General features: G+C 66.4%; 23 protein-coding genes. 9 read left to right on the forward strand and 14 right to left on the reverse strand.

Features of this window, described 5'->3' with window-relative positions; all coding sequences use genetic code 11:
- The 7 genes from AC1DZY_RS18750 to AC1DZY_RS18780 all read right to left on the reverse strand — a co-directional run.
- A partial coding sequence (locus AC1DZY_RS18750; RefSeq protein ID WP_476821786.1) for a helix-turn-helix domain-containing protein occupies positions 1-167 on the reverse strand: 167 nt, incomplete at its 3' end.
- A gap of 119 nt (positions 168-286) precedes the next feature.
- Positions 287-1,027, reverse strand: coding sequence for an SDR family NAD(P)-dependent oxidoreductase (locus tag AC1DZY_RS18755; protein WP_476821660.1), 741 nt, complete (start codon positions 1,025-1,027; stop codon positions 287-289).
- 16 nt (positions 1,028-1,043) lie between these two features.
- Positions 1,044-2,516, reverse strand: coding sequence for an amidophosphoribosyltransferase (gene purF / locus AC1DZY_RS18760; protein ID WP_476821661.1), 1,473 nt, complete (start codon positions 2,514-2,516; stop codon positions 1,044-1,046).
- A gap of 44 nt (positions 2,517-2,560) precedes the next feature.
- A complete protein-coding gene (locus AC1DZY_RS18765; RefSeq protein ID WP_476821662.1) occupies positions 2,561-3,247 on the reverse strand; it encodes a CvpA family protein in 687 nt (228 codons plus the stop codon).
- A gap of 106 nt (positions 3,248-3,353) precedes the next feature.
- Positions 3,354-4,751: a DNA repair protein RadA gene (gene radA / locus AC1DZY_RS18770; RefSeq protein ID WP_476821663.1), complete on the reverse strand. Its 1,398-nt coding sequence runs from the start codon at positions 4,749-4,751 to the stop codon at positions 3,354-3,356.
- Positions 4,752-4,868: 117 nt separating this feature from the next.
- Positions 4,869-5,999 (reverse strand): alanine racemase, encoded by a 1,131-nt coding sequence (gene alr, locus AC1DZY_RS18775; protein WP_476821664.1) that lies wholly within the window; start codon positions 5,997-5,999, stop codon positions 4,869-4,871.
- Entirely contained in the window at positions 5,996-7,483 is a 1,488-nt protein-coding gene (locus tag AC1DZY_RS18780; protein WP_476821665.1) for a replicative DNA helicase, read from the reverse strand. Before AC1DZY_RS18780 ends, alr begins: the two co-directional genes overlap by 4 nt.
- Positions 7,484-7,704: 221 nt before the next feature.
- Here AC1DZY_RS18780 and AC1DZY_RS18785 point away from each other — a divergent pair, with 221 nt between their 5' ends.
- Positions 7,705-7,956: a plasmid stabilization protein gene (locus AC1DZY_RS18785; RefSeq protein ID WP_476821666.1), complete on the forward strand. Its 252-nt coding sequence runs from the start codon at positions 7,705-7,707 to the stop codon at positions 7,954-7,956.
- The gene (locus AC1DZY_RS18790) at positions 7,953-8,366 is read left to right on the forward strand and encodes a PIN domain-containing protein (RefSeq protein ID WP_476821667.1); all 414 of its coding nucleotides are present in this window, start codon (positions 7,953-7,955) and stop codon (positions 8,364-8,366) included. Before AC1DZY_RS18785 ends, AC1DZY_RS18790 begins: the two co-directional genes overlap by 4 nt.
- Before the next feature lie 64 nt (positions 8,367-8,430).
- Here the strand turns inward: AC1DZY_RS18790 and rplI are convergent, their stop codons facing one another.
- The 4 genes from rplI to rpsF form a co-directional block, all read right to left on the reverse strand.
- Positions 8,431-8,994: a 50S ribosomal protein L9 gene (gene rplI, locus AC1DZY_RS18795; protein ID WP_476821668.1), complete on the reverse strand. Its 564-nt coding sequence runs from the start codon at positions 8,992-8,994 to the stop codon at positions 8,431-8,433.
- A 31-nt stretch (positions 8,995-9,025) separates the two neighbouring features.
- A complete protein-coding gene (locus AC1DZY_RS18800) occupies positions 9,026-9,967 on the reverse strand; it encodes a DUF2232 domain-containing protein (protein WP_476821669.1) in 942 nt (313 codons plus the stop codon).
- A 180-nt stretch (positions 9,968-10,147) separates the two neighbouring features.
- Complete coding sequence (gene rpsR, locus AC1DZY_RS18805; protein WP_038367644.1) at positions 10,148-10,393, reverse strand: 30S ribosomal protein S18; 246 nt, start codon at positions 10,391-10,393, stop codon at positions 10,148-10,150.
- Positions 10,394-10,396: 3 nt separating this feature from the next.
- Positions 10,397-10,879 (reverse strand): 30S ribosomal protein S6, encoded by a 483-nt coding sequence (gene rpsF / locus AC1DZY_RS18810; RefSeq protein ID WP_476821670.1) that lies wholly within the window; start codon positions 10,877-10,879, stop codon positions 10,397-10,399.
- 328 nt (positions 10,880-11,207) lie between these two features.
- Here rpsF and fabD point away from each other — a divergent pair, with 328 nt between their 5' ends.
- The 7 genes from fabD to gmk all read left to right on the forward strand — a co-directional run bounded on the left by fabD (position 11,208) and on the right by gmk (position 17,946).
- Positions 11,208-12,152, forward strand: coding sequence for an ACP S-malonyltransferase (gene fabD / locus AC1DZY_RS18815; RefSeq protein WP_476821671.1), 945 nt, complete (start codon positions 11,208-11,210; stop codon positions 12,150-12,152).
- Between the two features lie 31 nt (positions 12,153-12,183).
- A complete protein-coding gene (gene fabG, locus AC1DZY_RS18820) occupies positions 12,184-12,921 on the forward strand; it encodes a 3-oxoacyl-[acyl-carrier-protein] reductase (protein WP_476821672.1) in 738 nt (245 codons plus the stop codon).
- Between the two features lie 258 nt (positions 12,922-13,179).
- Positions 13,180-13,413: an acyl carrier protein gene (locus tag AC1DZY_RS18825; protein WP_476821673.1), complete on the forward strand. Its 234-nt coding sequence runs from the start codon at positions 13,180-13,182 to the stop codon at positions 13,411-13,413.
- Between the two features lie 71 nt (positions 13,414-13,484).
- The gene (fabF, locus tag AC1DZY_RS18830; protein WP_476821787.1) at positions 13,485-14,750 is read left to right on the forward strand and encodes a beta-ketoacyl-ACP synthase II; all 1,266 of its coding nucleotides are present in this window, start codon (positions 13,485-13,487) and stop codon (positions 14,748-14,750) included.
- Between the two features lie 151 nt (positions 14,751-14,901).
- The gene (mltG, locus tag AC1DZY_RS18835; RefSeq protein WP_476821788.1) at positions 14,902-16,293 is read left to right on the forward strand and encodes an endolytic transglycosylase MltG; all 1,392 of its coding nucleotides are present in this window, start codon (positions 14,902-14,904) and stop codon (positions 16,291-16,293) included.
- A gap of 117 nt (positions 16,294-16,410) precedes the next feature.
- Positions 16,411-17,292, forward strand: a complete 882-nt coding sequence (locus AC1DZY_RS18840; RefSeq protein ID WP_476821674.1) for a YicC/YloC family endoribonuclease — start codon at positions 16,411-16,413, stop codon at positions 17,290-17,292.
- Positions 17,293-17,298: 6 nt separating this feature from the next.
- Positions 17,299-17,946, forward strand: coding sequence for a guanylate kinase (gmk, locus tag AC1DZY_RS18845; protein ID WP_476821675.1), 648 nt, complete (start codon positions 17,299-17,301; stop codon positions 17,944-17,946).
- A 9-nt stretch (positions 17,947-17,955) separates the two neighbouring features.
- Here gmk and AC1DZY_RS18850 read toward each other — a convergent pair whose 3' ends face one another.
- From AC1DZY_RS18850 to pdxA, 3 genes are read right to left on the reverse strand one after another with little or no spacing between them, the layout of a single operon-like run.
- Positions 17,956-18,945: a Bug family tripartite tricarboxylate transporter substrate binding protein gene (locus AC1DZY_RS18850; RefSeq protein ID WP_476821676.1), complete on the reverse strand. Its 990-nt coding sequence runs from the start codon at positions 18,943-18,945 to the stop codon at positions 17,956-17,958.
- A 56-nt stretch (positions 18,946-19,001) separates the two neighbouring features.
- Positions 19,002-19,850 (reverse strand): 16S rRNA (adenine(1518)-N(6)/adenine(1519)-N(6))-dimethyltransferase RsmA, encoded by an 849-nt coding sequence (gene rsmA / locus AC1DZY_RS18855; protein WP_476821677.1) that lies wholly within the window; start codon positions 19,848-19,850, stop codon positions 19,002-19,004.
- On the reverse strand, positions 19,847-20,854 hold the full coding sequence (pdxA, locus tag AC1DZY_RS18860) for a 4-hydroxythreonine-4-phosphate dehydrogenase PdxA (RefSeq protein WP_476821678.1): 1,008 nt from the start codon (positions 20,852-20,854) through the stop codon (positions 19,847-19,849). The genes rsmA and pdxA overlap by 4 nt, the downstream gene beginning before the upstream one ends.
- Positions 20,855-20,875: the final 21 nt, after the last annotated feature.

The raw sequence follows: 20,875 nt of genomic DNA on the forward strand, positions 1-20,875 counted from the left end.
GCCGGGCCGTCTTGCCGGGCCGTCTTCAAACGCAAGACCCTTTGCAGCAGCTTGACCGCAAAGCTCTCGCTCACCCCGAAATGCCGGGCCGCAGCCCGACGCGAATGCCCTGCTTCGACAAAACCCACGACGCGCGCACGCAAATCATCCGAATAGCTGCGACCCATGATCCACCTCCAGAAACGGTGAATCACAAAGCAGCCCTCAAGGGAATCCCACGATTCCAGTTTTCAGTCCGACGCTCTAGGGCATCGCGCAGCGATGAACCTGAAACGCGCGACCGGGATCAGCCCGGCATCTGCGGCGTCAGCACTTTCCCTTGAGGGAAATCGAAAATCTTCCCCGTTTCGTTCCAGTCCGGCGACGAGAACCTGACCAGATGCGGCGCGAGGTCTTCCGGCGTGCGCAGCGTCTGCGGGTCTTCGCCGGGCATTGCCTCCGCCCGCATCTTGGTGCGCAGCGGCCCCGGATTGACCATCATGACCCGTGTCGGCGTCGTCACGGTCTCGGCCGCATAGGTCCGCGCCATCGCCTCGACGGCGGCTTTCGAGATCGAATACGGCCCCCAATAAGCCAGGCACCGATGTGCGGCGCCCGACGACATCAGGATCACGCGCGCCGCATCCGACGCCTGCAGGGCCGGCTCGACCGATTTCAGCAGCCGCCAGTTGGCCGTGACATTGGTGTCGAAGACGGTGGCCCACTCCTTCGGCGTGACATGGGTCAGCGGCGTCAGCGGGCCGAGCATCCCGGCATTGGCCAGCAGGATGTCGAGCTTGCCCCAGCGCGCCAGCAGCGCCGGTCCAAGCTTCTCGATCGCGGCGGCATCGCCGAGATCGACAGGCACGAGCGTTGCGGTGCTGCCGAGCGCCTGAATCTCGTCGTCGAGTTCCTCGAGCGCACCCGTGGTGCGCGCCAGCGCCACGACATGCGCGCCGGCTTCCGCATAGGCGAGCGCGGCAGCCCGGCCGATCCCGCGCGACGCGCCGGTGACGAGCGCGACGCGCCCTGCGAGAGGCTTGGTCATTGAGGGCCCTGAAGGCTCAGCCGGCTTCGGCCAGCAGCGAGATCTGCTGCTTGGCGCTCTCGCCGATCACGTCGGTCAGCGAGGTCGGATAGTCGCCGGTGAAGCAATGGTCTGTGAACTGCGGCCTAACCGGGTCGCGGCGCTCATGGCCCATGGCGCGATAGAGCCCATCGACCGACAGGAAGGCAAGCGAGTCGGCGCCGACGAACTGGCGCATCTCCTCGAGCGAATGCGTCGCCGCCAGCAGCTTTTCGCGATCGGGCGTATCGATGCCGTAATAATCGGGATGCGTGATCGGCGGCGAGGAGATGCGGAAATGCACCTCGCGAGCGCCGGCCTCGCGCATCATCTTGACGATCTTCAGCGACGTCGTGCCGCGCACGATCGAATCGTCGACCAGCACGATGCTCTTGCCCTCGACGACCGAGCGGTTGGCCGAGTGCTTCAGGCGCACGCCGAGTTCGCGAACCTTCTGCGTCGGCTCGATGAAGGTGCGCCCGACATAATGGTTGCGGATGATGCCGAGCTCGAAGGGGATGCCGCTCGCCTGGGCATATCCGAGCGCGGCGGGCACGCCGGAATCGGGCACGGGCACGATGACGTCGGCGTTCGCCGGAGCTTCGGCGGCGAGCTGTGCGCCCATGCGCTTGCGGCGCTCATAGATGCTCTGGCCCTTCACGATCGAATCGGGCCGGGCGAAATAGATGTATTCGAAGATGCAGGGCCGCTCGACCATCGGCGGGAACGGCTTGTGGCTCTCGATCCCGCTTTCCGAGATCACGACGACCTCGCCATTCTCGACCTCGCGGACGAATTTCGCGCCGATGATGTCGAGCGCGCAGGTTTCCGAGGTCAGGATCGGGCAACCGTCGAGCTCGCCCAGCACCAGCGGGCGGATCCCGAGCGGGTCGCGCGCGCCGATCAGCTTCTTGTTGGTCATGCCGACGAAGGCATAGGCGCCCTCGATCTGGCGGATCGCCTCGACGAAGCGCTCGATGAAGCGCGCCTTGCGGCTGCGCGCGACGAGTTGAAGAAGAACTTCGGTGTCGGAAGTCGACTGGTAGATCGCGCCGTCCCGCACGAGGTTGCGGCGTAGCGTCAGCCCGTTGGTCAGGTTGCCGTTATGGGCGACGGCGAAACCACCGCCATGCAGTTCGGCGAAGAGCGGCTGGACGTTGCGCAGGATGGTCTCGCCAGTCGTCGAATAGCGGACATGGCCGATCGCCTGCGTGCCCTTCAGCTTCTCGATGACCGAGACCTCGGAGAAGGCGTCGCCGACAAGGCCGAGCCGGCGCTCCGAGTGGAAACGCTTGCCGTCGAAGGTGACGATGCCGGCCGCCTCCTGTCCGCGATGCTGCAGGGCATGCAGACCCAGCGCCGTCAGAGCGGCGGCGTCGGCATGACCAAAGATGCCGAACACGCCGCATTCCTCCCGCAGCCGGTCGGCATTGGGATCGAAGGCGGTGTCAGGCTCTGACTGAAACGTCATCGCAGGCTCCAGGCGCTGGGACAGGCTTTGTCTCTACGCGCGAATTACGGACGGGTTTGGGCAGGCGTCGCGGGCTTGGTCGAATCGATCACGCGCTGAAGCGCCTGACGGTCGTTGGCGTTGGGCACCTGGGTGCGTTTTTGCGGGTCGGCGGTCGGGCTCACCGGGGGCGTCTTCGGCTCTTCGGCGGGCGCCTCGGTCGGCTCGTCGCCGGTCTTGGGCTTCAGCATCTTCTTGATGATGTCGGAGTTGATGTCCTGGGGCAGCATCGTCAAGAGCGAGCGGCCGGTTTCTTCCAGGATCGGTTTGGCCTTTGCCTCGCGCGCCCAGGCGGGCTGAAGCTTCTCGGGCACCAGGGCCGTGAAGAAGAGATAGCCGATCACGGCGAGCAGCAGCCCGCGGCCGGCGCCGAAGATGAAGCCGAGCGTGCGGTCGAGCGCGCCGATGCGCGAATCGAGCACGAAATCGGAAATCCGGGCCGTGATCAGCGAGACGATGATCAGGGTCACTAGGAACAAAACCGCGATAGCCGCGATCAGCGAAACCGTCTTGTTGGGGATGTACTGCTCGGCCAGCGGCAGAAGCTGCGGATGGAACACCCAGGCGACGGCCGCAGCCGCGACCCAGGAGGCGATCGCAAGAACCTCACGCGTCAATCCGCGCACGGCGGCCAGCAATGCCGAGATCAGAACCACGCCGACAACGACGAGATCGAGGATGGTGACTGGCATTGAAAGGCCGCTTCGCTAAGATCGCAGGAAGGCCGGCCCTAAATGGGTTGGCCGCATCGATTTTGCTATACGCGTTTGCAGGCGCGGCGTCACCCTCGCGACCGCGTCATTTCACATCTCTGCGAGGCGCGCGGGCGGCGATATCGGCAACAAGTTCCGTGACATGCCCGAATCGGCGCAGGGCCAGGCCGCCGCCATCGCCGAAATCCGCTCCGCCAGACGGCATCAGCGCCTGCTCGAAGCCGAGCTTGGAGGCTTCGCGCAGCCGCGCCGCCGAAACCGAGACCGGCCGAATCGCCCCCGATAGCGCGATCTCCCCGAAATAGACCGCCTCGGACGGCAGGATCGCGCCGCTCAGCGAGGAGACCAGTGCAGCGGCGACCGCAAGGTCCGCCGCCGGCTCGTTGACCCTCATGCCGCCGGCGACGTTGAGATAGACGTCATGCTGACCGAGCCTCAGACCACCATGCGATTCCAGCACCGCCAGCACCATGGCGAGGCGGCTGCTTTCCCAGCCGACGACGGCGCGGCGCGGCGTGCCCAGCGATGTGGCTGAAACCAGCGCCTGGATCTCGACCAGCACCGGCCGCGTGCCCTCGATGCCGGCAAACACCGCCGCACCCGGCGCAGCCTGATCGCGCCCCGCCAGGAACATCGCCGAGGGATTTGTGACCTCGGACAGACCCAAGCCAGTCATCTCGAACACGCCGATCTCGTCGGTCGGCCCGAAACGGTTCTTCTGGGCGCGCAAGATGCGGAAGGCGTGGACGCCTTCGCCCTCGAAGGAGAGCACGGCATCGACCATGTGCTCGACCACGCGGGGACCGGCGATCTGGCCGTCCTTGGTGACGTGCCCGACGAGGATCAGGCAGGCGCCGCTGGTCTTGGCGTAGCGGATCAGCGACTGGGCCGAACCGCGCACCTGCGTCACGGTGCCAGGCGCGCTCTCGACATCGCCCGACCACATCGTCTGGATCGAATCGATGATGACCAGCGCCGGGCGCTTGCCCTGGCTCAGCGTCGCGATGATGTCCTCGACATTGGTTTCGGCCGCAAGATCGACAGGCGCTTCGGCCAGCCCCATGCGCTCGGCCCGCAGACGGACCTGTCCGGTCGATTCCTCGCCCGAGACATAGACGACGCGCTGGCCCGACGAGGCCAGCGCCGCGCAGGCCTGCATCAGCAGCGTCGACTTGCCGATGCCGGGATTGCCGCCCATCAGCAGCACCGAACCCGGCACGAAGCCGCCGCCCGTCACCCGGTCGAGTTCGCCGATGCCGGCCTTGATGCGGGGCGCGTCCTGGGTGTCGCCCTTCAGCGTCTCTAGCGCGAAGACACGTCCTCTGGGTTTGCCGCCGGAAGCGCCTCGCGCACCGGGAACGGGCGCAGCCTGCGCCTCCTCGGACAGCGACGACCAGGTGCCGCATGAATCGCACTTGCCCTGCCAGCGATGATAGACCGCGCCGCAGGCTTGGCAGATATAGGTGGGGCCGCGCTTGGCCATCCTCGTATTTCCTCCCCCGCCGCCGCGGGCGTCATTCTCGGGCTCGCCCCGAGAATCTTATGACCAGCTAGCATGTGCGAGAGATGGCCGGGTCAAGCCCGACCATGACGGACCGGGTCAAAGCCCGACATGGCGGCGCGCATGCCGCCGGCCGAGGCTGGTCAGTATCTCGTAACCGCTGGTCTTTGCGCCCGCGCCGACCACGTCGAGATCGAGCGCGCCACCGATCAGCGTGACCGGCGCACCGCGCGCCACCGCGCTCGCCGGCGCGTCGCTGACATCGACGATGATGAGATCCATCGAGACGGTGCCGACGAAGGGGCAGATCACGCCACCCACCAGCGCCGAGCCGCCGGTGACCCTGTCGGTCCAGCTCGCATTGCGCGGATAGCCGTCGGCATAGCCAAGGCAGATCGTCGCGAGCTTGCGCTTTCCCTTCGCGGTCCAGCGGCCGTTATAGCCGACCTGTGTCCCGGCCTCGACCTCGCGCAACTGAATGATGCGGGCGTCCAGCCCGATGACGGCTTTCATCGGATTGGGCTTTCCCGGCGTCGGGTTGCCGCCATAGAGCGCATAGCCCGGCCGGGTCAGCTGATAGGACGGGCAGCCGCTCAGAAAATGCCCCGACGAGTTCTTCAGCGAAGCCGGCAGGTCGGGCAAGGCGGCGGCAATCTCGGCAAAGGCCGCGATCTGGCGGGCATTGGCCGGATCGGCCTCGTCCTCGGACGAGGTGAAATGGCTCATCACCAGCCCGATCCCGGCTGCCGCGATGGCGCTGCCGCGCTCGCGCGCCAGGCTCAGGCCTTCGCCGGGCCACAGGCCGAGCCGGTTCATCGCGGTATCGACATGCAGGGCCGCAGGCCGGACATTCGCGCCGCTCTGCCGGAAAGCGGCCCATTCCAGCAATTCCTCCTGCGAGCCCAGCACCGGGGACAAGGCATGAGCGGCATAGGCGCCACAGCTCCCCGGGAGCAGACCGTTCAGAACGTAGATCGTCGCGTCGGGAGCCACCGAGCGGGCGCGGACACCCTCCGACAGATGCGCGACGAAGAACGTCGTGCAGCCGGCGTGGCCGAGCGCCGTCACGGTTGGCTCGATGCCGGTGCCGTAGGCGTTCGCCTTGACGACCGCGCCGGCTTGCGTGCCCGCGCGCGCGCCAAGCGCACGCCAGTTGGCGACCAATGCGCCGAGATCGATCGTCAGGATCGAGCCGGCCGTCCCGGCGTCTGGCGTGTCGAAGGGGTTCACATGCGCTCCGGCAGATGGTCGTCCTGGGCCCGGTCGGAGAAGCGCGTGACCTCCGCGTCGAACTGCAACTGCACGGTCCCGGTCGGGCCGTGGCGCTGCTTGCCGATGATCAGCTCTGCCTGCCCGTGCGCCGCTTCCATCTCGACCTGCCACTTGTTGTGGTCCTCGGTTCCCGGCCGCGGCTCCTTGCCCTTCAGATAATATTCCTCGCGATAGACGAACATGACGACGTCGGCGTCCTGTTCGATCGATCCGGATTCACGCAGGTCCGAGAGCTGCGGGCGCTTGTCGTCGCGGCTTTCCACCTGTCGCGAAAGCTGCGAGAGCGCGATGATCGGCACGACGAGTTCCTTCGCCAACGCCTTGAGGCTGGTGGTAATTTCGGTCAGTTCCTGCACGCGGTTCTGGCCGTTCTTGTTCGAGCCCGACAACAGCTGCAGGTAGTCGATGAACAGGACGTCGAGCCCCTTCTGGCGCTTGAGCCGGCGCGCGCGCGCCATCAACTGCGCGATCGAGATGCCGCCGGTCTGGTCGATATAGAGCGGCAGCTTCTCGATCTGCGCCGCGACATCGGTCAGCCGGGCGAAATCGCCTTCGGTGATGCGACCCTGCCTGATCTTGTAGGACGAGATGCCCGACTGCTCGGCGACGATACGCGTCGCGAGCTGGTCGGACGACATTTCGAGCGAGAAGAAGCCGACGATGCCGCCATCGACCGACTTGATCGAACCATCCTCCTGCCGCTCGCCACGCCAGGCTTTTGCGATGTTGAAAGCGATGTTGGTGGCAAGCGAGGTCTTGCCCATGGCCGGACGGCCGGCGAGGATGATCAGGTCGGAACCCTGCAGGCCGCCCATGCGCTGGTCGAGATCGCGCAGACCCGATGATATGCCCGACAGACCGCCGGCGCGCTGATAGGCGTTGGCTGCCATATCGATCGCGGTGCGCAGCGCCCCGTCGAACTTCTGGAAGCCGCCTTCGTACCGACCCTTCTCCGCGAGTTCATAGAGCTTGCGCTCGGCCTCCTCGATCTGCTCGCGCGGCGGCATCTCGACTGGCGCGTCATAGGCGACGTTGACCAGCTCTTCGCCGACGCCGATCAGCTGACGGCGAATGGCAAGATCATAGACCGTGCGGCCATAGTCCTGCGCATTGATAACGGTCGTCGCCTCGGCTGCGAGGCGGGCGAGATATTGCGAGGCTGTGATGCCGCCCAGATCCATTTCGCCGACGAAGGTCTTCAGCGTGATCGGCGTCGCAATCTTGCCGGCCCTGACCAGGCTCGACATCAACTCGAAGACACGCTGGTGGATCGGCTCGAAGAAATGGTCCGGCAGCAGGAAGTCGGAGACGCGATAGAAAGCGTCGTTATTGACCAGGATCGCGCCGAGCAAAGCCTGCTCGGCCTCGATGTTGTGAGGCTGGACGCGATATTCCGCCTCGCGGTTGTCGAGACGGGCGACGAGGGCGGTTGCTGTGGCCATGGGCTCCGGCGCTCGGATCACATTGAGCATGTGTCAGTATCCAGATTCGACGGCGACGCGAGTCGGGAATCAGATTTGCACTGTAATCCACAAGGCTGGTCGAGATTGACAGGAGCGAATGGCGTTGTTTGCCATCTTGCCATCAACTGCCATCTTGATGGCAGGCGTTTCGCGGCCTATTGCTCTTTGCCCGGTGCCCCTGCTGTACCGAGGAGATCGACATGGCCGAACCACAACTCTCCGTTCGAAGCGCGCGCGCGCGCGATATCGCCCATAGGCTTGCGCAGCGCGAAAAACGCACCGTGGCGCAGATCGTAGAAAGGGCACTGGAGCGTTACGAGGCAAGCCAGGCCGTTCGTGAGCCTGCAGCGGAGTTTTATGCGCGGATGCGAGCGCCGAGCGACGAAGACGACATCGATCTGGAGGCGGTCATCCGAGAGAATCGGAAGCCGCATCGCGGCATCGATCTGTGATTTTCCTCGATACAAACGTCATGTCGGAAACGGGTCGGCGGCGGCCGGATGAAGCCGTCTTGGCTTGGCTGGATCGGCACGATGGCGACCTCGCGCTTTCGACGGTTGCCCTGGCCGAAACCGTTTTCGGAATTGAACGCATCAGGCCGGATCAACGCGCGCAACGGCTTGAGCGAGATCTCGACCAATGGCGCAGCCGCTTTGCGGGTAAAATTTTCAGTTTCACGGAGGACGCTGCTCTCGTCTACGGCTCGATCATGGGCGAAGCACTGCGTGAAGGGCGTTCGACGAGTGCGCCTGACGGCATGATTGCAGCGATCGCGCGCGTCAACGGAGGGCGACTCGCAACGCGAAACGTCAAGGATTTCCGAGGCTGCGGAATCGAACTTATCGATCCTTGGATCAGCTGAATGAGAAAGGGCGCCGCGATCCCTCGCGACGCCCTCGATCACTTTGGCCGAAGCCGGCTTTGTCTCAGCGATCGTCCTCGCCGGCTTCCGCCAGCGCCGCGCCGACTTCCAGGCCGAGATCGTCGAGGTCGAACTCCTCGCGGGCCGTGACGTTCTCGCCGCGAACCTGGCGCTCGGCCTCTTCCTTCGAGCGGGCGACGTTGACGGTGACCGTCACCGAAACTTCCGGATGCAGCACGACCGGAACGGTGTGCAGGCCCAGCGTCTTGATCGGGGCGTTCAGCGTGACCTGGCCACGCCCGACATGGAAGCCGTCGGCGGTCAGCGACTCGGCGATGTCGCGGGTCGAGACCGAGCCGTAGAGCACGCCGGATTCGCCCGACTGGCGCAGGATCACGATCGAGTGGCCGTTCAGCGTCTCGGCGACCTTGTCGGCCTCGGACTTGAGTTCGAGGTTGCGGGTCTCGAGCTCGATCTTCTGGCTCTCGAAGCGCTTGCGGTTTTCGTCGGTGGCGCGCAGCGCCTTGCCGCGAGCCAGCAGGTAGTTGCGGCCGAAGCCGTCGCGGACGCGGACGACTTCGCCCATCTGGCCGAGCTTGGCGACGCGTTCGAGCAGGATCACTTCCATGGTCTTCTCCTATCAGGTCAGGGTTTGATGGTCAGGCATTGGGTGGTGGAGGCAGCGCGGCCCGCTTGCGCAGGCCAAAAAGGGTGTCGAGGAGGCCAGCGAGCGCCAGCAGAGGCGTCAGCAGCGCCTGCATGATGACCAGCGCGACATAGACGGAGACCAGCATTGGCGTGCGCCAGGCTTTCCCGCGTGAGATGTCGTGCAGCATCGCCAGGCCGGTGAACATGAAGGCAGCGAGCAGTGCTCCGGTCATGGCCGCGCCGGCGACGCCGATGAAGCCGCCGAGCAGGGAGATGACGCCCGACAGCGCCAAAAGCACCAGCGCCTGACGCGGCAGCACCGTCGCGGGAATGGCGGGCCAGGGGCGCGGCAGACGGCCGGAAATCTTGACCGCCTTCGCGGCGAGCCAGAGATTGGCGGCGATGGTCGTCACGAAGGAAGCGCCGATGCCGACCGGCACGGCCGGGGCGAGGCTCTGGGCGAGTTCCGGAAGTCCGGTGTTGCCGGGCAGCGCCAGCAGCTTCGCCTTCACCATCTCCGAGAGCAGGTTTTCGATGATCCGGGCGATGACGGCGCGATAGGCGTCGTAATCGGTCGTCATCACCAGCGCGCTACCGACGGTGACGAGCGCTGCGGTCGCGGCGATCCAGAGCAGCAAGCGCCCGAGCGGATACCACTCGACGCCGGAGGTCTCCTCGCGCGCCAGCAGGGCGAGATAGGCGATCCACCACGCCGGCACCGCGATGATGACCGCAAAGCCGATGCCGGCGGTCGGGCTGAGCGCGGCGACGACGGCAAGTGTGCCGGCCGCGATGGCGACGAGCCCGGCGCGGTGGTTCCAGCCGAGCGCGGCGATGAAGATCGGGAGTGGGGCGGCCGAATACAGCAATGCCGACAGCGGCGATCCCATGATCACCACCGCGAAGAGCAGGGCCGATACCAGGCCCGCGCCGATGCCTACGATCGGAAGCATTCTCTCGTCCTGCTGTCCCGCTGCTCGCAGGCCTTTCGGGCCGGGCAGGGTGAGAGGCTCATCGCCTCAACGAACCCGGTGGAGTCTCACCATCGGGCGACTGTTAGATCCGGGACCGATTCGGCCTCGGGGTGGATTGTCCGGCGGCGATCGCTCGCCGCCGGACAATGTCAGATCCGCTCAGCGGATGACGTAGGGCAGCAGGCCGAGAAAGCGGGCGCGCTTGATCGCCTGGGCGAGCTCGCGCTGCTTCTTGGCGGAGACCGCCGTGATGCGCGACGGCACGATCTTGCCGCGCTCGGAGATGTAACGCGAGAGCAGGCGCACATCCTTGTAGTCGATCTTCGGAGCGCCCTCGCCCGAGAAGGGGCAGGACTTGCGACGGCGGAAGAAGGGGCGGCGAGCGCCGGCTGATGCAGTCGACATGGCTCAGGCCTCCGCGCCGGTTTGGGTTTCGGTGCCTTCGTCGTCGCGACGCGGACGATCGCGACGGGGAGCGCCGCGGTCGCCGCCACGGTCGAAGCGGTCACCACCGCCACCCGGGCCTCCACGGTCGAAGCGGTCGCCCCGCTCACCCCGGTCGTCGCGATCACGCTTCTGCAGCATGGCCGACTGGCCTTCCTCGAGTTCCTCGACGCGAACCGTCAGGAAACGCAGGACATCTTCGTTGATGCGCATCTGGCGCTCCATCTCCAGCACCGCGGCGGAGGGGGCGTTGATGTTCAGGAGCGAGTAATGGGCCTTGCGGTTCTTGTTGATGCGGTAGCCGAGCGACTTGACGCCCCAGTACTCCACCTTGGGAACCGAGCCGCCATTCGCCTCGATAATGCCCTTGAACTGCTCGACAAGGGCTTCGACCTGCTGAGCGCTGACGTCTTGTCGCGCGAGCAGGACATGCTCGTACAATGCCATGGATTGGCCTCTCTCTTTTCACCCTGCTTCACCCGGCGCGGAGCCCTCCGAGCCCTGGAAAGGCCCGACAGGATTTCATCGAAGGCGGAGACACGGGATGACGGTTCGACAAAGAACCTGCCGGGTTTGATCCCGGCCATCCGTTCAGCCTCCGGCCGAACAAGCAGGAGGCGGTCGTTACAGGCTCGAAGCTGTCCGCGCAACCAAAATCCGTGCAAGGAACCGGCCAGAACGCCAGAAATGTCGCTTCGCTCGCTTGACGTGACATCGCAAGCAATGTGACAGCGCCGTCGTGATCACCATGGCGTGACGATCGAGGTTTGCTGCAATGACCACCGCGTTCATCTTTCCCGGCCAGGGCTCGCAGTCCGTCGGCATGGGCAAGAGCCTGGCCGAAGCCTTTCCCGCCGCCCGCGCCGTCTTCGACGAAGTCGATGCCGCGCTCTCGCAGAAGCTCTCCACGCTGATGTGGGAAGGACCGGCCGAGGAACTGACACTGACCGCCAACGCCCAGCCGGCGCTGATGGCCGTGAGCCTCGCCGTCATCCGCGTGCTCGAGGCCGAAGCCGGGCTCGACCTGAAGCGCGACGCCGCCTTCGTCGCTGGGCATTCGCTTGGCGAATACTCGGCGCTCGCTGCGGCTGGCACCTTCAGCATCACGGATACGGCCCGCCTGTTGCGAATTCGTGGCGACGCCATGCAGCAGGCCGTGCCGGCGGGGCAGGGCGCTATGGCGGCCCTGCTTGGATCGGAACTCGACCTCGCGCGCTCGATCGCTTCTGATGCGGCTCAGGGCGAAATCTGCCAGGTCGCCAACGATAATGGTGGCGGCCAGGTCGTGCTGTCGGGCGCGAGAAGTGCGATCGAGCGGGCGATCGCCCTGTCGGCCGAACGCGGCGTCAAGCGCGCCATGCTGCTGCCCGTCTCCGCTCCGTTCCATTGCGCCCTGATGCAGCCGGCGGCCGAGGCGATGGGCGCGGCCCTCGCAGAGGTCGCGATGCAGGCTCCCGTCGTGCCTGTCATGGCCAATGTCGGCGCGGAGCCGCTGAGCGATGTCGAGGCCATCCGCGCCTCGCTGGTGGCGCAGGTCACCGGCACTGTGCGCTGGCGCGAATGCGTGCTCGCCATGGCCGCTGCCGGCGTCACGGACTTCGTCGAGGCTGGAAGCGGCAAGGTTCTCGCAGGCCTCGGCAAACGCATCGCCGCCGGCGCGACGACCATCTCGGTGGGAACGGCCGAGGACATCGCGAATTACAAGACCCGGAACGGGTGACACGGCAGAACGCCGAAAACGGGGAGACAGAATGTTTGATCTGACGGGCAAGAAAGCCTTGGTCACCGGCGCGACCGGCGGACTGGGTGGTGCAATCGCGCGCATGCTTCATCAGCAGGGGGCAAGCGTCGCCCTGTCGGGCACGCGCATCGAGGCGCTGGAGGCGCTGGCCGCCGAACTCGGCGAGCGCGCCGTCATCGCGCCCTGCAATCTTGCCGACCGGGACTCGGTCGAGGCTCTGGTGCCCTCGGCGGAAGAGAAGCTCGGCGGGCTCGACATCCTCGTCAACAATGCCGGCGTGACGAAGGACAACCTGTTCCTGCGCCTCAAGGACGAGGACTGGGACAGCGTCATCGCGGTCAACCTGACTGCCGCCTTCAGGCTCTCGCGCGCCGCCGTGAAGTCGATGATGCGCCGGCGCTATGGCCGCATCATCGCGATCGGTTCGGTGGTCGGCACGACCGGCAACCCCGGCCAGGGCAATTATGCCGCCTCAAAGGCCGGGCTCATCGGCATGTCAAAGGCGCTCGCGGCCGAGGTCGCCAGCCGCAACATCACCGTCAACGTCGTCGCGCCGGGCTTCATCGAATCCCCTATGACGCAGGCGCTGAACGAAAAGCAGCGCGAGGGCATCCTGTCGGACGTGCCGATGGGCCGGCTCGGCTCGGGCGCCGACGTTGCCGCGGCGGTTGCTTATCTGGCGAGTGCGGAAGCGGCCTACGTGACCGGGCAGACGCTCCACGTCAATGGCGGAATGACAATGATCTGAAAGGGTTACCAGGCTTTCAACGGAATGCTTCGCAACTGCGCCGCGCTCTCGCCAGCCCTTGTCGGCTGTGCTAACTAGCGCCGTGCGGTCAGGCTGCGGGTGCCGGGGGGACTTGACGCGACCCCGGTTGTTGCGTTTGTGCAGGCTTTGAGAGTTCCGGCTCGCTGGCGCCATTTCGGCATGGCGGGAAGCAGGAATGAGGTTCCATATACGCGTCGCGATCCAGCGGTGTGTTTTCAAGCTTTAAGGAAGAAACCCATGAGCGATGTCGCCGAGCGCGTGAAGAAGATCGTGGTCGAGCATCTCGGCGTCGAGCCGGAGAAGGTCGTCGACGGCGCGAACTTCATCGAGGACCTGGGTGCGGACAGCCTCGACACCGTCGAGCTGGTGATGGCCTTCGAGGAAGAGTTCAGCGTCGAGATCCCCGACGATGCGGCCGAGACGATCGTGACCGTGGGCGACGCCGTCAAATTCCTGTCCAAGGCCGCCTGAGCGGCCTTCGGTCGGCCGTCTCAGAAAGTCCCATGGCTTCACGCAGTCTTACGATGCCAAGCAGCCTTGCGATGCGACGCGTCGTCGTCACCGGCCTCGGCATGGTGACGCCGCTCGGCTGCGGCGTCGAGCCGACCTGGTCACGCATCCTGGCCGGCGACAGCGGGGCTGGCCCGATTACGAGCTTCGACGCGAGCGATCTGCCGGCGCGCATCGCCTGCAACATCGTTCGCGGCGACGGCTCCGCCGGCAGCTTCAATCCCGACGACTGGATGGAGCCCAAGGAGCAGCGCAAGGTCGACGACTTCATCGTCTTCGCGATGGCTGCAGCCAAGCAGGCGCTGACCGACGCGAACTGGGCGCCCGAAAGCTATGAAGACCAATGCGCGACCGGCGTCGCTATCGGCTCCGGCATCGGCGGCCTTGGCGGCATCTACGAAGCGTCGATTCTGCTCAAGGAGAGGGGGCCTCGCCGGCTCTCGCCCTTCTTCATTCCCGGCCGCCTCAGCAATCTCGCGGCCGGCTATGTCTCGATCGAGAATGGGCTGAAAGGCCCCAATCACGCCGTCGTCACGGCCTGCTCGACTGGCGCGCATGCCATCGGCGACGCCGCTCGCATGGTCGCGCTAGGCGACGCCGATGTGATGGTCGCGGGCGGCACCGAATCGGCGATCAATCGGCTCGGCATCGCCGGCTTCTGCGCTTGCCGCGCGCTATCCACAGGTTTCAACGACACGCCCGAGAAAGCTTCGCGGCCTTACGACAAGGACCGCGACGGCTTCGTCATGGGCGAGGGCGCCGGCGTCGTCGTACTGGAAGAGCTCGATCACGCCCTGGCTCGCGGCGCGCGCATCTATGCCGAGGTCGTCGGCTACGGCATGTCGGGCGACGCCTATCACATCACCTCTCCGGCCGAGGATGGCGACGGCGCCTATCGTTGCATGCAGGCCGCGCTGAACCGGGCCGGCCTGGCGGCGTCGGACCTCGACTACATCAATGCGCACGGCACCTCGACGCAGATGGGCGACGAGATCGAGCTGCGCGCGGTCGAGCGCCTGCTCGCCAATGCGCCCAAGCGTCCGGCCATGTCCTCGACCAAGTCGGCCACGGGCCATCTGCTCGGCGCGGCCGGCTCGATCGAGGCGATCTTCTCGATTCTCGCGATCCGCGACCAGATTGCTCCCCCGACCATCAATCTCGACAATCCCTCGGTCGAAACGGACATCGACCTCGTGCCGCATGTCGCCAGGAAGATGCCGATCGATATCGTGCTCTCGAACTCCTTCGGCTTCGGCGGCACCAATGCTTCACTGGTGCTGCGGCGTTTCGTGGCCTGAAAGCCTGCGGGAAAAGCGCGCTTTCGCCATAATTTTCGCTAGTCTGCCGGAGCAAATCGCGACAAGTTCGGCAGGCAAGTTCCGGCAGGCTTGTCGATCGACGGTCGGGCCGGCTGATGCGATCCCCGACGACCCAAAAAGTGCGAGTCCGATCTCCGTGAATCAACCGCCCCGCGTCGCACCGAAGAGCCCGAGGGAAGCGCTGAAGCCGGTCGCTCCCCCGGCTCCGCCGCCCAAGGCGCGCCGCCGCCGTCGCAGCCCGTTTATCGCCATGCTGAGCGGGCTTTTCACCGCGCTGCTCGTGTTGGCCGGCGTCGTGGGAGCCGGCATCGCCGTCGTCGGCAGCCAGAGCAAGGCTCCGGGTCCGCTTGCCAGCGACCGCGTCCTGATCATTCCCAAGGAGAGCGGGCTGACCGAGATTGCCGACCTGCTGCAGCGCGAAGGTCTGATCGAACACCCATGGGCTTTCCGGATCTCGGCGCTTGTGACCGGCAACTGGACCAAGCTCAAGGCCGGCGAATTCCTGTTCAAGGCGCGCGCCAGCCAGCAGGACATCCTCGAGATTATCGCCGACGGCAAGGCCGTCGAGCATTCGATCACGGTGCCCGAGGGCCTGACCAGCGAGCAGATCATCTCGCGGCTCAAGGACAACGACCTGCTCTCCGGGGACGTGATCCAGGTGCCGCGCGAGGGCTCGATCCTGCCCGACACCTACAAATTCCAGCGCGGCTCGACGCGTCAGGCCATCGTCGACAGAATGACGCGCGACCAGCGCATCGCGCTCAACGCGATCTGGGCCAAGCGCCCGGCCGACCTGCCGATCAAGACGCCGCAGGAACTGGTGACTTTGGCCTCGATCGTCGAGAAGGAGACCGGCCGCGCCGACGAGCGCCCGCGCGTCGCCGGCGTCTTCATCAATCGACTCAACCGCCGCATGAAGCTGCAATCGGATCCGACTATCGTCTACGGCATCGTCGGCGGGAAGGGCACGCTCGGCCGCTCGATCCAGCGCAACGAGATCACGCAGGCGACGCCCTATAACACCTATGTCATCGATGGCTTGCCGCCGGGACCCATCGCCAATCCCGGCCGGGCGGCGATGGAAGCCGTCGTCAACCATTCGCGGACCAAGGATCTTTATTTCGTCGCCGATGGCAGCGGTGGCCACGCCTTCGCGGAATCGCTTGAGCAGCACAACCGCAATGTCGGCCGCTGGCGCCAGATCGAGACGATCCGCCGCGAGCCGGGCAAGCCGCCCTCCGAGGCTTCGGTCGACAAGGTCGAGCCGCCGCCGGCGCCCGATACCCGCAGCGAAGCGCCAGCGCCGCAACGCGCCGTGACCGAAACCGGCGATGTCGAGAGCTTCCCGGTGCCGGCGAACCGCCGCGCCGGTGCGGCTGTCGCCCCGCCTGGTGGAGCCGTCCAGGCTGGCACGGTACGCGCGCGCGCCTTTGACGCCTCCGAGGGCACGACGAAAGATCCGCTGCTCAACCGCTCGTTTGATCTGAACTCGCCGAAGCAGGTGCCCGCGCTGCGGCCCTGAACCGACAGGCGCGACCATCCACATCCGCAGGCCGCGCACGTCGCGCACGCCCTTGCCCGTCGCTGCCGCCGTCACTACGGTCCCGCCGGGTTGCGCAGGTGGAGACGAAAGACAGCCATGGCCATCGAAAGCATGACCGGTTTTGCCCGCGCCACGGGCACATCGGGCGTTCACGCCTTCGCGTGGGAAATCCGCAGCGTCAATGGCCGCGGTCTCGATGTCCGCGTCCGCGTTCCGCCTGGCTTCGAGAGCGTGGCCGAGGCCGCCCGCAAGCGCATCACGGGTGCGTTTTCGCGCGGTACGCTTCATGTGAACCTGTCGGTATCAAGCGACGCCGGCCCGCCGCGCCTGCGCGTCAATGAAGCGGCGTTGTCGGCGCTGCTGGAGGCCGTCGCGCATCTGCCGGCCTCGCCGACGATCCGGCCGGTATCCTATGACGGCCTGCTCGGCCTTCGCGGCGTCGTCGAACTGGCCGACGAGACGCAGGATGCCTTCAGTGCGATCGAGACGCCCGTGCTGGCGGGACTGGAAGCCGTCGTCGTCGCGCTGAAGCAGGCGCGCGAGAGCGAGGGACGGGCGCTGGAGGCCATCATCGCCGGACATATGGACATGATCGCCCGGCTGGCGACGGAGGCCGAGCGCCACCCCGCCCGTAGTGCCGATGCGATTCGCGAGCGCCTTGCCGCCCAGGTCGGCGCGCTGCTGGAGGCAAGTGCCGCGCTCGATTCGCAACGGCTGCATCAGGAAGCGGCGCTGCTGGCGGTCAAGGCCGATATCCGCGAGGAACTCGACCGGCTGCATGCCCATGTCGCGGCTTTGCGTGCGCTCCTGGTGCAGGGCGGCGCGATCGGCCGCAAGCTCGATTTCCTGTCGCAGGAATTCGGCCGCGAAGCCTCGACGCTCTGCGCCAAGGCCGGCGATGCCGGGCTGTCGCGGATAGGGCTCGATCTGCGCACCGTCGTCGACCAGATGCGCGAGCAGGTCCAGAATGTGGAGTGAGCCCTGATGGCTGATGTCGTTCGCCCGGCGCGCCGCGGCCTGATGCTGATCCTGTCCTCGCCATCGGGCGCGGGCAAATCGACGCTGACCCGCAACCTGTCCCAGAGCGAGAACAATCTCGATTTGTCGATCTCGGTGACGACGCGGCCCAAGCGCCCCTCCGAGATCGACGGCGTGCATTATCGCTTCATCGACCGTGCCAGCTTCGACGCCATGCGCCTGCACAACGATTTGCTGGAATGGGCCGAGGTCCATGGCAACGGCTATGGCACGCCGCGCAAGGACGTCGAGGCGTCGCTGATCGAGGGTCGCGACGTGCTGTTCGACATCGACTGGCAGGGCACGCAGCAGATCGTCAAGAAGGCGCGCGAGGACGTCGTCACGATCTTCATTCTGCCGCCCTCGATGGCCGAACTGCGCTCCCGGCTCGTGCGGCGCGCGGAGGATGCGCCCGAGGTCATCGCCAAGCGCCTCGGCAACGCCCGCGACGAGATCGCCCGCTGGGAGAAATACGACTACGTCATCGTCAATGACGATCTTCAGGCGGCCTATGAATCGATCAGAGCGATTCTGACCGCCGAACGGCTCAAGCGCAGCCGCGCTACGGGCCTCAAGGATTTCGTCGACCGCCTGCTTGGCGAGACGCAAGCATAGCGTTCCGGCTCAGTTTGGCTGGATGCCGGCCTCCCGGACGACCTTGGCCCAGCGCGCACTGTCGGCGGCGATCACGGCGGCAAGTTCAGCCGGCGAATTGCCGATCGGCCTCGCCCCTTGCGCCTCCATCGCCGCAGCGACATCGGGTGCTCTGACCGCCTGCGCCACCGCCTCGTTGAGTTTTGTGACGACCGGCGCGGGCGTTCCGGCCGGAGCCATCAGCGCATACCAGGACACTGCCTCGAAGCCGGGCAGCGCCAGCGCTTCCGCGATCGTCGGCAGAGCCGGCATCACGGCGCTGCGCTGGCTGCTGGCGAGCCCCAGTGCCCGCAACTGACCGCCGTCGATCAGGGGCTTGGCCGTCGAAAGCTGCGCCACGATCAGGTCGACATCGCCCCGCATCACGTCGGTCAGAGCTGGCGCGACACCGCGATAGGGCACATGCGTCATGGCAAAGCCCGCCGAGCGCGCGAGCAGTTCGGCCGCCAGATGGGCAAGGCTGCCGGCGCCGGGCGAGGCATAGGTCAGCTTGTCCGTGCCGGCCCGCCCGCGCGCGACCAGATCCTGCAGCGAGGCGATCCGCGAAGAGGCAGCGACCACCAGCACGTTCTCGACGCTGGCAATCTGCGTGATCGGCGCGAAATCCTTGACCGGATCGTAGGGCAGGTTGGCGAAGAGCGCCGGATTGACGGCTGCATTGCCGACCGGCATCAGCGCCAGGGTGTATCCATCCGGCTCGGCCTTGGCGACGGCCGCCATCGCCGTGTTGCCTTGCGCGCCGACACGGTTCTCGACCACGACGCCCTGTCGCCAGCGCTGCGAGAGCTTCTCCGCTACGATGCGCGCCAATGCGTCGGGCGCGCCGCCAGCAGCAAAACCGACGACGATGCGGATCGGCTTTGCCGGAAACTCTGCGGTCTGAGCCAGCGCGGGTGAAGCTAACGCGAGATTTCCGGCAACGAGGAGCGCTCCGAGGACACGCAGACTGACACGAAGCATCGGATCGTTCTCCTGAAGTCGGCGCTGATGCCGCAAGCCGTCGCTATCCGGCCCGCTCAGCGGAGCGCGGCCAAGGCGTTGGCCAGACGCACAAATCCTGCCACGGACACCTCCTCGGCGCGCGCCGTCGGCGAAAGCTCGGCCGCTTCGATGATCGGCAGCGGATCGGAGAGTACGCCTTTGAGACTCTGGCGCAGCATCTTCCGGCGCTGGCCGAAGGCGGCGAGTGTGATCCGCTCCAGCAGCCGTCGGTCGCAAGGGTCCGGCGCGGCGCGCGGCACGAGATGGACGATCGAGGAGGTGATCTTTGGCTGCGGCACGAAAGCGGTGCGCGGCACATCGAACAGGATTTTCGCTTCGCTGCGCCAGCCGGCAAGGATGGCGAGCCGCCCGTAGTCGGCGCGCTGCTCGGGCGTCGCCACGATGCGTTCGGCGACCTCGCGCTGGAACATCAGCGTCAGCGAGGTCCACCAGGGCGGCCAAGGCTCGAGGCTGAGCCAGCCGACGAGCAGCGGCGTGCCGATGTTATAGGGGAGGTTTGCAACGATCCGCGCCGGCGCGCCGCCGAGATGCGGCGTCAGGTCGACCGCCAGCGCGTCGCCGTCGATCACCTCCAGCCGGCCGGGGTAATGCGCGGCGATTTCCGCCAGTGCCGGCAGGCAGCGCCGGTCGCGCTCGATCGCGATCACGCGCCCTGCGCCATTGGCGAGCAGCGCCCGCGTCAGCCCGCCCGGTCCCGGCCCGATCTCGACCACGGTCTCTCCTTCGAGCGGCCCGGCGGCGCGTGCGATGCGCCCGGTCAGGTTGAGATCGAACAGGAAATTCTGGCCGAGAGCCTTCTGCGCCATCAGGCCATGGCGCTCGACCACCTCGCGCAGAGGCGGCAGATCGTCGATCTGGCTCATATGGCGGCTCGCGCCGCCATTCGCGCCGCCAGGCGCAGGGCAGCGCACAGGCTGTCGGGCCGGGCTATACCTTGTCCAGCGATGTCGAAAGCCGTGCCGTGGTCTGGCGACGTCCGGATGAACGGCARGCCGAGCGTGACATTGACGCCCTCGTCGAAGGCGATCGTCTTGATCGGGATCAGCGCCTGATCGTGATACATCGCCAGCGCCGCGTCGTAGCCGGCTCGGGCCCGGGCATGGAACATGGTGTCGGCCGGGTAGGGGCCGCGCGCGTCGATGCCGAGTGCCTGTAGCGTCGCGATCGCTGGCGCGACGATGGCGTCGTCCTCGGCTCCCAGTGCGCCGCCCTCTCCGGCATGCGGATTGAGCCCGCTGAGCGCGAGCCTCGGCGCGGCCACGCCGAAATGGCGCTTTAGCCCGTCGGCCACGATCTGCGCGGTCCTGACGATCAGATCCTGCGTCAGCAGTTCCGGCACCGACTTGAGCGGCACGTGGATCGTCACCGGCACGACCGCGAGATCCTCGCACCAGAGCATCATCACCGGCAGCGGCGTCGTATTGCCGTCCTTCGCAAGATCGGCCAGGAATTCGGTGTGGCCCGGAAAGGCGAAGCCTGCCGCGTAAAGCACCGATTTCGCGATCGGGTTGGTGACGACCGCGCTGGCCTTGCCTTGTCGGACGGCAGCGACAGCAGACGTGATCGCCGCGATCGTGCCGCCGGCTGTCGCAGCGTCCGGTTTGCCGGGCGTCACATCGACCAGGTGGCCATGGCCGATGACAGGCAGGGCCTTGTCGAAGACCGCGTTCACATCGGCCCAGTCGCAGACGACCAACGGGACGTCGAGCCCGACCTGTTTGGCCACCCCGGCGAGATGGTCGATGTCGCAGATGCAGGCGAAGGGCTGCAATCCTCTGGCGTCGCGTTCCTGCCAAGCCTTCAGTGCCAGTTCGGGTCCGATTCCGGCCGGATCGCCCTGCGTCAGTGCGAGCGGCAGCATCGGCATCGTGTCCTCCGCCGGCGAAAG

Source organism: Allobosea sp. P2_A10, from assembly GCF_056405115.1.